The organism is Pseudomonas sp., from assembly GCF_041601375.1.
In the GTDB taxonomy this organism is placed as follows: domain Bacteria; phylum Pseudomonadota; class Gammaproteobacteria; order Pseudomonadales; family Pseudomonadaceae; genus Aquipseudomonas.
This window is the reverse complement of the sequence record NZ_JBFIIG010000136.1, coordinates 1-11,525: the sequence shown is the minus strand read 5'-3', so window position 1 is coordinate 11,525 and position 11,525 is coordinate 1. Positions and strand designations below refer to the sequence as shown.

11 protein-coding genes are annotated in these 11,525 nt (G+C 63.8%); 3 read left to right on the top strand and 8 right to left on the bottom strand.

Annotated features, from left to right (window positions below; all coding sequences use genetic code 11):
- The 6 genes from ABZE94_RS16080 to ABZE94_RS16055 all read right to left on the bottom strand — a co-directional run.
- Positions 1–1,193: acetyl/propionyl/methylcrotonyl-CoA carboxylase subunit alpha (locus ABZE94_RS16080; protein WP_372876492.1), on the bottom strand; the 1,193-nt coding region annotated here is incomplete at its 3' end.
- 66 nt (positions 1,194–1,259) lie between these two features.
- A complete protein-coding gene (locus tag ABZE94_RS16075; RefSeq protein ID WP_372876491.1) occupies positions 1,260–2,057 on the bottom strand; it encodes an enoyl-CoA hydratase/isomerase family protein in 798 nt (265 codons plus the stop codon).
- 170 nt (positions 2,058–2,227) lie between these two features.
- Positions 2,228–3,385 (bottom strand): citronellyl-CoA dehydrogenase, encoded by a 1,158-nt coding sequence (gene atuD, locus ABZE94_RS16070; RefSeq protein ID WP_372876490.1) that lies wholly within the window; start codon positions 3,383–3,385, stop codon positions 2,228–2,230.
- An 83-nt stretch (positions 3,386–3,468) separates the two neighbouring features.
- The gene (gene atuC, locus ABZE94_RS16065) at positions 3,469–5,085 is read right to left on the bottom strand and encodes a geranyl-CoA carboxylase subunit beta (RefSeq protein ID WP_372876489.1); all 1,617 of its coding nucleotides are present in this window, start codon (positions 5,083–5,085) and stop codon (positions 3,469–3,471) included.
- A 4-nt stretch (positions 5,086–5,089) separates the two neighbouring features.
- Entirely contained in the window at positions 5,090–5,965 is an 876-nt protein-coding gene (locus ABZE94_RS16060; RefSeq protein WP_372876488.1) for an SDR family oxidoreductase, read from the bottom strand.
- A 41-nt stretch (positions 5,966–6,006) separates the two neighbouring features.
- Complete coding sequence (locus ABZE94_RS16055; RefSeq protein ID WP_372876487.1) at positions 6,007–7,842, bottom strand: acyclic terpene utilization AtuA family protein; 1,836 nt, start codon at positions 7,840–7,842, stop codon at positions 6,007–6,009.
- Positions 7,843–8,071: 229 nt separating this feature from the next.
- Between ABZE94_RS16055 and ABZE94_RS16050 the strand changes: the two genes are divergently transcribed.
- The 3 genes from ABZE94_RS16050 (at position 8,072) to ABZE94_RS16040 (ending at position 10,483) form a co-directional block, all read left to right on the top strand.
- Entirely contained in the window at positions 8,072–8,695 is a 624-nt protein-coding gene (locus tag ABZE94_RS16050) for a TetR/AcrR family transcriptional regulator (protein WP_372876486.1), read from the top strand.
- A 110-nt stretch (positions 8,696–8,805) separates the two neighbouring features.
- The gene (locus ABZE94_RS16045; protein WP_372876485.1) at positions 8,806–9,591 is read left to right on the top strand and encodes a substrate-binding periplasmic protein; all 786 of its coding nucleotides are present in this window, start codon (positions 8,806–8,808) and stop codon (positions 9,589–9,591) included.
- 91 nt (positions 9,592–9,682) lie between these two features.
- The gene (locus ABZE94_RS16040) at positions 9,683–10,483 is read left to right on the top strand and encodes an amino acid ABC transporter substrate-binding protein (protein WP_372876493.1); all 801 of its coding nucleotides are present in this window, start codon (positions 9,683–9,685) and stop codon (positions 10,481–10,483) included.
- On the opposite strand, the gene ABZE94_RS16035 is transcribed toward ABZE94_RS16040, so the two are convergent.
- Entirely contained in the window at positions 10,434–11,192 is a 759-nt protein-coding gene (locus tag ABZE94_RS16035; protein ID WP_372876484.1) for a lysostaphin resistance A-like protein, read from the bottom strand. The genes ABZE94_RS16040 and ABZE94_RS16035 overlap by 50 nt on opposite strands.
- Positions 11,193–11,241: 49 nt before the next feature.
- Positions 11,242–11,525: hypothetical protein (locus ABZE94_RS16030; RefSeq protein ID WP_372876483.1), on the bottom strand; the 284-nt coding region annotated here is incomplete at its 5' end.

Sequence of the window (11,525 nt, the reverse complement as noted above, 5' to 3'; positions counted from 1 at the left end):
CGGGTCGCGCCATAGGCGATGACCTTGGCCAGCATCGGGTCGTAAAACGGGCTGATGACCTGGCCTTCGAGCAGGCCGTGGTCGATGCGGATGCCGTCGAGCAACGCCGGCTCCCAGCGTAGCACTTGACCGGTCTGTGGCAGGAAGTTCTGCGCCGAATTTTCGGCGTACAGGCGCACTTCCATGGCATGGCCGGTCAGGCGGATTTCCTCCTGCTTGAGCGGCAGCGGCTGGCCGGAGGCTGTGCGAATCTGCCAGGCCACCAGGTCCTGGCCGGTGATCAGCTCGGTCACCGGGTGCTCCACCTGCAGTCGGGTGTTCATTTCCAGGAAGAAGAATTCGCCGTTGCGGTCCAACAAGAATTCCACGGTGCCGGCGCCGACATAGTCGACCGAGGCGGCCGCCTTGACCGCGGCTTCGCCCATGGCTTGGCGCAGCTCTGGCGTCATCAGCGGGCAGGGCGCTTCCTCGACAACCTTCTGGTGGCGGCGTTGTACCGAGCAGTCGCGCTCGCCCAGATAAACGATATTGCCGTGCGCATCGCCGAACACCTGGATTTCCACATGGCGCGGCTGGATCACCGCCCGTTCCAGGATCAGCTCGGCGGAGCCGAAGGCGTTCTGCGCCTCCGAGCGGGCGGTGCGGATCTGCGCCAGCAGTTCGCTGGATTCATGGACCAGGCGCATGCCGCGGCCACCGCCGCCGGCGCTGGCCTTGATCATCAACGGGAAGCCGATGCGCTCGGCCTCGCGGCTGAGAGTTTCATCGTCCTGCTCGGCGCCCTCGTAGCCGGGGATGCAGGGCACGCCGGCCTGGAGCATGGCGATCTTCGACAGGCGCTTGCTACCCATCAGGTGGATGGCTTCCACGGTCGGGCCGATAAACACGATGCCGGCGGCCTCGCAAGCGCGGGCGAAGTCGGCGTTCTCCGAGAGGAAGCCGTAGCCGGGGTGGATGGCGTCGGCGCCGGTCTTCTGCGCCGCGGCGATGATGGCGTCGATCAGCAGGTAGGACTGATTGACCTGAGCCGGGCCGATGCACACGGCTTCATCGGCCAGATGGACGTGGCGGGCATCGCTATCGGCCTCGGAATAAACGGCCACGGTGCGGTAACCGATGTCCTGGGCGGTGCGCATCACCCGGCAGGCGATTTCCCCGCGGTTGGCGATCAGGATCTTGTTAAATGCGGGCATCTGGGCGCTCCTGCTGGTGATGGGTATCGCTGCGCTCAACCCATCCTACGGTCTGTGTTTGTCTGGCTACTGCGCCCATTTGGGCGCGCGCTTCTGCACAAAGGCCATGGTGCCCTCGATGCCTTCGGCCCCGGTCACCGCCGCGGCAAACTGTTCGGCGGCGCTATCCAGCAGTGGGCCGAGTGCTTCGTTCTCGGTGGCCAGCAGCAATGCCTTGGTCGCGGCATTGGCCTGGGGCGCACACTGGCGCACCTGGCTTAGCACCTGTTGCAGACGCGCGTCGACGGCCGCATCGTCCGGCTCGCTGAAATGCACCAGCCCCAGGCGCTCGGCTTCGCTGCCGTTGAAGCGCGCGGCGGTGAGAGCCAGGCGGCGGGTCTGGGTCAAACCGATGCGCCTGACCACAAAGGGTGCGATCTGCGCCGGCAGAATGCCCAGGGTGGTTTCCGGCAGGCCGAACTTGGCATCCTGGCGGGCGATGGCGATATCGGAGACGCAGGCCAGGCCGAAGCCGCCGCCGAGCACCGCGCCTTGTAGCACGGTGATCAGCACCTGGGGCGTGTGCTGCGCTTGTTCCAGCAGGCTGCCGAAGGCGCGATTCAGTGCGCGGTAAGCATCGCTGCCGGTGGCCCTGGCACTGGCCATATCCTTGATATCGCCGCCGGCGCAGAAGTGCCCGCCGGCACCGCGCAGCACGATGGCGCGAACGCTCAGGTCGCCATGCACCGCAGCCAGCACCGCGCGCAGTTCGTCGACCATCGCCAGGCTCATGGCGTTGCGGCTGTCCGGGCGGTTAAGGGTGACGTGCAGCACGCCGGCTTCGAGGTTAAGCAGCAGGGTTTCGCAGTGGGGAAGATCGCTCATCACGGGCCTCGGTATTCGGCGTAGGGCGGGTGAAACCCGCCGTTTTCGCTTGTGGCGGGTTGCACCCGCCCTACGGGGGCGAGCCATGCGCTCTCAGTCTTTTTATGGCCTGTCATCCATGTTGGCCACCCTTCGGGCCGTCGCTACACGACGTTAAAAATAGCTCCAGGCTATTTTTTCTTGCCTGGCAGAATGCCCATCAGTTTGCAGATGATGCCGAGCATGATTTCGTCGGCGCCGCCGCCGATCGATACCAGGCGCACATCGCGGTAGGCGCGGGCCACCGGGTTGTCCCACATGTAGCCCATGCCGCCCCAGTACTGCAGGCAGCTGTCGGTGACTTCGCGGCCCAGACGGCCGGCTTTGAGCTTGGCCATGGACGCCAGGTTGGTCACATCCTTGCCGCGCACATACTGCTCGGTGGCCTGGTAGACCAGCGCGCGCAGGCACTCGACTTCGGTTTGCAATTCGGCCATACGGAAGTGGATGACCTGGTTGTCGATCAGTGCATTGCCGAAGGTCTTGCGCTCCTTGCAGTAGTCGATGGTGGCCTCGATGCAGTGCTCCAGGCCCTTGATCATATTGGCCGCGCCGAACAGGCGCTCTTCCTGGAACTGCAGCATCTGCATCATGAAGCCGGCGCCTTCGTGGCCGATGCGGTAGCGCTGCGGCACGCGCACGTCGTCGAAGAACACCTGGGCGGTTTCCGAGCTGCGCATGCCGAGCTTTTCCAGGTGCGGGCTGACGCTGATGCCAGGCGTGTTCATAGGCACCATGATCAGCGACTTGTTGACGTGGGCCTTGTCGTCCGAGGTGTTGGCCAGCAGGCAGATGAAGTCGGCGCTGGGCGAGTTGGTGATCCACATCTTGCTGCCGTTGATCACATAGTCGTCGCCGTCCTTGCGCGCGCTGGTCTTCAACCCGGCCACATCGGAGCCGGCGCCGACTTCGGATACGCCGATACAGCCGACCATCTCACCGCTGATGGCGGGACGGAGGAACTCCTCGCGCAGTTCGTCGGAGCCGAAACGCGCCAGGGCCGGGGTGCACATGTCGGTCTGCACGCCGATGGACATGGGGATGCCGCCGCAATGGATGGTGCCGAACTCTTCGGCGGCGACTATCGAGTAGCTGTAGTCCAGGCCCATGCCGCCGAATTTCTCCGGCTTGGAAATGCCCAGCAGGCCCAGGTCGCCGGCTTTCTTGAAGATGTCGTGGATCGGGAAGCGGCCGTCCTTTTCCCATTGCTCGACGTGTGGGTTGATTTCCCGATCGACAAAATTGCGCACGGTGCGGCGCAGTTCTTCGTGTTCCTGGGTGAAGATCATTTTTCTTGTTCTCCCTTATCGAATGGGATCGGTAGGGCGGGTGAAACCCGCCAATCATGTGGCGGGTTTCACCCGCCCTACGTTCAGAATCGGGCAACGCCGAAGCTGTTTGATTTAAGCGGTCGCACAGCGGCCTCGGCGCAGATATCCAGCAGGTAGCCGAGCAGCTTGCGGGTGTCGCGCGGGTCGATGAGGCCGTCGTCCCACAGGCTGGCGGTGCCGTAGAGCGCGGTGGACTGGCTGTCGAGTTTCTGCGCGGTGACGCTTTCCAGCATGTCGAGCATCTTCGGGTCGGCCTCTTTGCCTTCCTTCAGGTGCTTTTCCTCTGTGACGATACGCAGCACCTTGCCGGCCTGGGCGCCGCCCATTACCGCGGTCTTGCTGTTGGGCCAGGCGAAGATAAAGCGCGGGTCGAGGCCGCGGCCGCACATGGCGTAATTGCCGGCGCCGTAGGAGCCGCCGACCACTATGGTCAGCTTGGGCACCGTGGCGTTGGCCACCGCCTGGATCATCTTCGAACCGTGCTTGATCACGCCGAGTTGTTCCGATTCGGTGCCGACCATAAAGCCGGTGGTGTTGTGGAAGAACAGGATCGGCGTGTTGCTCTGCTCGCACAGTTGGATAAATTGCGCCGCCTTGGCCGCGCCTTGCGGGGTGATCGGGCCGTTGTTGCCGATAAAGCCACAGGGCTGACCTTCGATCTGCAGGTGGCCGCAGATGGTCTGGTTGTCGAACTCGTTCTTGAAGTCGAGGAACACCGAGCCGTCGGCGATGCGGGCGATGATTTCGCGCACGTCGTAAGGCTTTTTCGCGTCAGACGGCACCAGGCCGAGCAGCTCCTCGACCGGGTACAACGGCTCGCGGAAGCTCTTGGGTGGCCGCGCCGGCAACTGCGCGTTCCACGGCAGCATGGCGACGATTTCACGGGCGATGCGCACGCCATCGGCGTCGTTCTCGGCCAGGTATTCGGCGGTGCCGGCGACCTGGGCGTGCATCTCGGCGCCGCCCAACTCTTCGTCGGTGGCGATCTCGCCGGTGGCGGCTTTCAGCAGCGGCGGGCCGGCGAGGAACAGCTTGGCCTTGCCGCGCACCACCACCACATAATCCGACAGGCCCGGCTGATAGGCGCCGCCGGCGGTGCTGGAACCGTGCACTACTGTGATCTGCGGCAGGCCCATGGCCGACATGCGCGCCTGGTTGGCGAAGCCGCGTGCACCTTCGACGAAGATATCGGCGGCGTAGTTGAGGTTGGCGCCACCGCTCTCGGTCAGGGTCACCAGCGGCAGTTTGTTCTCCATGGCGATCTGTTGCAGGCGCAGGGTTTTCTTCAGGCCGGTCGGGGAGATGGTGCCGCCCTTGATCGCGCTGTTGCTGGCGCTGACCAGGCAACGCACCCCGGCGATATAACCGACGCCGGAGATAATTCCGCCACCGGCCTGAGTGCCGTCCTTGTCGTCGTGCAGCTTGTAGCCGGCCAGGGAGCAGAGCTCGAGAAAGGGCGCGCCGGGATCGAGCAGCAGGTTCAGGCGTTCGCGAGGCAGTAACTGACCGCGTTTTGCGAACTTGACCTTGGCCGCCTGCGCCTTGTTCAGGCAGTCCCGCTCGATCTCGCGAAAGCCCGCCACCGCGGCGAGCATGGCGGCGCGGTTGTTGGCGAAGTCCTCACCATGCACGTCGATATCAGACTGAATTATCGGCATGGCGTTATTCCTGATCCTTGAGCACATCGGGCAAATAGGCGCGATGGAAGCCGTTGTAGGCCTGGCTCTGTCCCGGTTTCGCCTTGAACAGCGGGAAGGCGCGGCTGCCCTGGCTGGCGGCGCCGTCGATGCGCACCGTGTTGCCGCTGATAAAGGCGGCGCCCGGCGACAGCAGGAAGACGATGGCCGCCGAGACTTCCGACTCGCTGCCGATGCGTTTCAGCGGCACGTGCTCGCGCAGGGTCGGGATCACCGCCTTGAACGCGCCTTCGTAGGTGTCCATGCCGCTGGAGGCGATCCAGCCCGGCGCCACGGCGTTGACTCGCACCCCGGCATAACCCCACTCGACGGCGGCGGTCTTGGTGAAGTTCTCCATGCCGGCGCGCGCGGCCCCGGAGTGACCCATGCCGGGCATGCCGCCCCACATGTCGGCGAGCATGTTGACGATGCTGCCGCCGGTTTTGCTCATGCTCTGGTTGAACACTTCGCGGGCGACCAGAAAGCCGCCGACCAGGTTGGTACGCACCACCGTCTCGAAGCCTTTCTGGTTGATCGAGGCGAGCGGCGAGGGGTACTGGCCGCCGGCATTGTTGACCAGATGGTGAATCGGCCCGCGCTCCTCGACTACCGCCTCGACCATGGCCTTGACTGACTCCTCGTCGCGGATATCGCAGACCTGCAGGCTGGCGCTGCCGCCGTCCTCGCCGATTTCCTCGCAGGTGGCCTGGAGTTTCTCCAGCTTGCGCCCGACCAGCACCACATGGGCACCCAGGGCGGCCAGCTCATGGGCGGTGCAACGGCCGATACCGCTGCCGCCACCGGTGACCACAATGGTCTGGCCGCTAAACAGGCCGGGTTTAAAGACTGAGTCGTATGCCATTTAATTATTGTCCTGGCTGATTCTGGTGCGCGCGGCGCACCCTACTGACTGGTGTAGGGTGACGCGGGGCCGCCTAGGCTATGCGCACCATTCAATGTCTTGGCCAGAGCGCTGGGCACCGGCACCGGGAATTCCAATAATTGCTGGGCGAACGCCTTGCCTTGCGGGTCTATGCGCAGGGAGGCGACACCGCCACCGCCCAGGGCGTTTTCCAGCAGGAAATTCAAACTGTGGCTGCCCGGCAGATACCAGCGGCTGACCTTGCCGGCCTGCGGGTCGAGGACGTGTTGCATCCATTCGGCCACGGCCGCCTCGGTCAGCGCAGCGGCGATCCAGGCCAGGTACTCGGGCTTTCTGGCCATAACGCCGATATTGCTGTGGTTGCCCTTGTCGCCGGAGCGGGCCACGGCCAGTTTGATCAGCGGCACCACGACATCGGTCTGCCCCTCGGCCTTCGGTACGGGCTGGTCGGCGGCGACCTGGCTCGGCTCGAACGCATCGAGTTGCGGCAGCGTTACCGGGCTGCGTTCGCCGTCCAGTTCCACTTCCAGCGTGCAATGGCTTTTGTCGGCGAGGAACGAAAACAGGCGAATCACCGGATAAACCGTCGGGCGGCCGCCGACGATGCCGGTCAAGCCCGGCGCCATGCCGGTGGCGGCCTGAGCGATCTCGCGGGAGAACAGGATCAGCGCTTCTTTTTTCGCGTGACGCACGGCGATCTTGATCACCACTTCGCGGGTATCCGCGCGCAGGCCATGAAGGCCGTAGGTCGCCTCGGCGCCGAGCAGCTCGATGTTCACTTCCTTGTAGGGCCCCCAGCCGCGCTCGGCGAACAGCTCCTCTGTCTTGGCGATGATCGCCTGGCCGACCCGTTGCGCCTTCTTGTGCGCGTCGATACCGGCCATCAGGCAACTGGCGGTGCAGCGGAAGCCGTCGGGGTAGGTGGCGCTGACTTTGTACTGCGCGGTGGGCGGCAGGCCGCGCGCGCCGCTCAGTTCGACGCGGTTATCGCCGACCTGGTGCAGCTCGACCCGGGTGAAATCGCAGACCACATCGGGCAGAAGATAGGCGCGCGGATCGCCGATTTCGTAGAGCAACTGCTCGCCGACGGTGAAAGGCGTGACCAGGCCGCCGGAGCCTTCTGGTTTGCTCACCACGAAGCGGCCGTCAGCCGCGACTTCCACCACCGGGAAGCCGATATGCGCGTAGTCCGGCACGCTTTCCCAGTCGGTGAAGTTGCCACCGGTACACTGCGCGCCGCATTCGATGATATGCCCGGCCAGGGCGGCCTGGGCCAAGCGGTCGTAGTCGTTCCAGGCCCAGCCGAATTCATGCACCAGGGCGGCGCTGACCACCGCGCTGTCGACCACCCGCCCGGTGATCACGATATCCGCGCCCAGTTTCAGCGCGGAGGCGATGCCCGGCGCGCCCAGATAGGCATTCACCGAGACGCAGAACGGCGGCAGCGCCGCGCCGCTGAACATCTCCACCGCGCCGATCTTACCCAGTTCGCCGAGCTTGGGTTGCAGGTTGTCGCCGTGCAGTACGGCGATTTTCAGTTGCACGCCGGCCTGTTCGCAGGCCGCCGCCAAAGCGGCGGCGCAGGCGCTGGGGTTGACTCCGCCGGCATTGCTGATCACGCGGATACGCTTGGTGGCGATGTCCTGCAGCAGCGGCGTGAGCACCTCAACGAAGTCAGTGGCGTAGCCGGCGTCCGGCTTTTTCATCCGGGCGCCGGCCATGATCGACATGGTCACTTCGGCCAGATAGTCGAATACCAGATAGTCCAGTTCACAACCCCGTACCAGTTGGGCGGCGGCGGTGGAGGTATCGCCCCAGAAGGCCGAGGCGCAGCCGATGCGTACGGTTTTGCTCATGGGAAGGATCTGCCACACAGGAATGGGGTGAATCCAAGGCTACCAAGCAAGCGCTTGGTTGAAAAGCCCCTTGGTGGATCTTTCTCACCTCAACTAGGCCCAAGCGCTTGCTTGGGTCGTCTGCGCAGCATAAATTTCACCAATAATGACAAGCACTTGGGAAAACTCCGGGAAACGACCGGTCATTGCGGTTTGTCCAAGACCTATAGAGAGCTGGAGAGTATTTAGAGTGGATGATCAACAAGCGCAGGCGGTGATGCGGGATCTGGTGGCCAGTGGGCAGATCACCGACCCGGACAGTGCCCGCGGCAAGCTGCTGCAAACCGCGGCGCATCTGTTTCGCAGCAAGGGCTATGAGCGCACCACGGTGCGCGACCTGGCCAGCGCGGTGGGCATTCAATCGGGCAGCATTTTTCATCACTTCAAAAGCAAGGACGAGATCCTGCGCTCGGTGATGGAGGAAACCATCCGCTACAACACCGCCTTGATGCGGGCTTCATTAGCCGAGGCGAGTAACTTGCGCGAGCGAGTGCTGGCGCTGATCCGCTGCGAACTGCAGTCGATCATGGGCGGCACCGGCGAGGCCATGGCGGTGCTGGTTTACGAATGGCGTTCGCTCTCGGAGCCCAGCCAACAATTTATCCTGGCGTTACGCGATACTTACGAGCAGCTGTGGCTGGACGTCCTGAGCGAGGCCAGGGCCGAGGGGTACTTCAAGGCCGACCCCTTCATCCTCCGGCGTTTCCTCACCGGGGCCCTGAGTTGGACCACGACCTGGTTCCGCCCCGAAGGGCCGATGAGTCTGGACCAACTGGCCGAGGAGGCACTTTCGCTGGTACTCAAAGACGTTTGAGCGTTCAATGTTCACTAATAGCCTTTTGGCAGTACAGACGCGGTCAGGGAAAATCCGCCCAGCTGACACAGGGAGCCGCTTGCGGCCTGGTGTCGCTTTCGAGGGGGGATTTGCACGTGGCATTCAGGGGGCTGCTGATTGCGCTGGGTCTGTTGCTCGCCTTGCCGGCTCTGGCTGGCGAGCAGGTGCGGGTCGGCGCCTACCATTTCCCTCCTTATGTGGTTAAACCGGAAAGCACCGCGCCCGGAGGCGTGCTGCCGGAGTTGCTGGCGGCCCTGAATGCGTTGCAGGGCGACTATGAGTTCACCCTGGTGCCCACCTCGGTGACCCGCCGTTACCGTGATCTGGAGAGTGGCCGTTTCGATCTGATCCTGTTCGAGTCGCCGGGGTGGGGATGGCAGGACACGGCGCATGTCGCTTTGAATCTGCATGTCGAAGATGCCGAAGTCTATGTCGCCCTCGCCGAGCCAGGCCGCGACCAGGGCTATTTCGAACAGCTCAAGGGCAAACGGCTGGCGCTATACAATGGTTATCACTATGGCTTCGCCGGCTTCAATGCGGATCAGCAATTCCTTCGTGAGAATTTTTCCGCAGTGCTGACCTACTCGCATGACAGCAACCTGCTGATGCTCACCCGCAAACGGGCGGATATCGCCGTGATTACCCGCTCTTATCTGCACAGCTACCAGCGTCGTCACCCCGAGCGCAGCAAGGATCTTCTGGTCTCGCAGCGGGTCGACCAGTATTACCAGCACCATGCGCTGTTTCGGCCGCAGTCACCGTTGACGCCAGAGACTTTCGCCGCGCTGCTGCGGGCCCTGAACCGTCATGGGCAACTGGATGCCTTGCTCCATAGTTACCATCTGGTGGTGCCGGAACGACCGGTGAATGACTGAACCCCCCCTATTCGGTCAGTTTTTCCTGGGGTAGGCTCTACCACGCGCAAATAGGGGTGTTGGGGGACGTATGCTGCAGTTGCTGCGCCGGATGGTCGGATGTTGTGCGCTATTCGCAGCGATACTGGCTGCAGGGCCGCTTGCAGCCCAGCAAGTGGTGCTCGTTGGCGGCGCGTTTTTTCCGCCTTATGTGCTCAAGGCGGAGCAGTCGCAGCATGCCGGCTTGCTGCCGCAGTTGCTCGATGCGCTTAATCGGGCGCAGAGCGAATTCCGCTTCATCGTGCGGCCTACTTCGATTCCCAGGCGTTACCGGGATTTAGAGGCGGGACGGATCGACATGTCGATGTTCGAAAACCCGCTCTGGGGCTGGCAGGATATCGCCCACAGCGTCGTCGACATGGGCCTGGAAGATGCCGAAGTGTTCGTCGCGCGGCTCGCGCCTGGACGCGGGCAGGATTATTTCATGCGGCTCAGGGGCAAGCGTCTGGCGCTGTTCAATGGCTACCATTATGGTTTCGCCGACTTCAATTCCGATCCACAATTTCTTGCGAAAAACTTCAATGCGACCCTGAGCTACTCCCACGACAGCAACCTGCTCATGGTGCTGCATGGGCGAGCGGATATCGCCCTGGCCACGCGTTCCTATGTCAGCGATTTTCTCCAGCGCCATCGGCAGTACGCCGGGCAATTGCTGGTGTCCCAGCGGGTCGACCAACGCTACCGGCATCAGGTGCTGTTGCGTCCGGCTGCGCCCATCAGTGCGGCTCAGCTTGGCCAGTTGTTCGAGCAGTTGCGCCGCAATGGCCAATTGGCCGCGATCTTCACCCCTCTGCAGGTCGAGGTCAGGTCAGGCGTAGCGGATAGCTCAGTAGCAGCAGGTGTGACAGATTGACCGCGCCGTGCAGGGCCACGGCCAGGCTCAATCGGCCACTGTAGTGAAACGCCAGGCCGTAACCCAGGCCGGCGATAGCCGCGACCACGGCAAATAGCGGACTGAAGGGCGCATGCACGGCGCCGAACAGCACGGCAGTCAGCAGAATGCCCGGCCAGATGCCCAGCCAACCGACCAGGCGAGTCTGCAGCAGGCCACGAAACAGCAGCTCTTCGGCCAAGACCGCCACGCCCAGGTTGACCGCCAGCCACAGCCACAACTCTTCCGGCCATTTTGGCTGCCAACCGACCAGATTCAGAGCCAAGGCCAGAAGGGGTATGCCGGCCAAGGTTAGCAGCACCACCGTCCAGGCTGGTTGCGCTCGTGTTGCGCGCACGCGGAGCTGGCCTAGCCACCAGGCCAGCAAGGTCAAGCCGACCAGTAATTTGTCCCAAGACAGGCGCACGGCATAAGGCGCGGCATCGCTGCTGATCTGCCGTGGCATCGACAATGGCCAGGGTGCGAAACCCGGCACCAGGTGAGCGGCGAAGGCAAAGCAGGCGAGCAGGCTGAGGCACCACCACAGGCGCTCGGGCAGTGCTTTGTCGGCAGTCAGCAGCAGGGCGATGAACAGTAGGCCGGCGGCCAGCCCCCCGGGTTGGATAAAGTTCAGGCCAAAGCCCAGTCCCAGGCCCAGGGTCGGCAACAACAGACGAAGATGTAACGGCACGGCGGCTCCTTGTAGGGGCGGCAGTTTAGCGCTGGAGCGTTGTGCGGGGTTACTGGAAATAGCGCCCGAGCAAGTGCGGGTCGTCGAAGTGGGCGCGGCCGATAAAGGCGGTGGCATGCGTGCCCCACTGGCGCATGGCGCCAGGGGATGCGACGCCGGACGGCCACAGCAGCCAGCGTTCCAGGCGCTCGCTGCCGGGCACCAGGCCGTCGTGGGCGTACAGGCTGCGCCGACCTTGCGGGTGGGGCAGCGCGCGTAGCTGGTCGAGCGCCTGGCGTTGGTAGTGTACCGGCGGGTAGGGCGAGCGGCGGGCATCGACCCAGTGCAGGCGAT

Excerpts from the sequence above, each read along its gene's own strand:
- ABZE94_RS16075 (WP_372876491.1), bottom strand. The coding sequence starts at position 2,057 with ATGAGCGATCTTCCCCACTGCGAAACCCTGCTGCTTAACCTCGAAGCC.
- atuD (WP_372876490.1), bottom strand. The coding sequence starts at position 3,385 with ATGATCTTCACCCAGGAACACGAAGAACTGCGCCGCACCGTGCGCAAT.
- atuC (WP_372876489.1), bottom strand. The coding sequence starts at position 5,085 with ATGCCGATAATTCAGTCTGATATCGACGTGCATGGTGAGGACTTCGCC.
- ABZE94_RS16060 (WP_372876488.1), bottom strand. The coding sequence starts at position 5,965 with ATGGCATACGACTCAGTCTTTAAACCCGGCCTGTTTAGCGGCCAGACC.
- ABZE94_RS16055 (WP_372876487.1), bottom strand. The coding sequence starts at position 7,842 with ATGAGCAAAACCGTACGCATCGGCTGCGCCTCGGCCTTCTGGGGCGAT.
- ABZE94_RS16040 (WP_372876493.1), top strand. The coding sequence starts at position 9,683 with ATGGTCGGATGTTGTGCGCTATTCGCAGCGATACTGGCTGCAGGGCCG.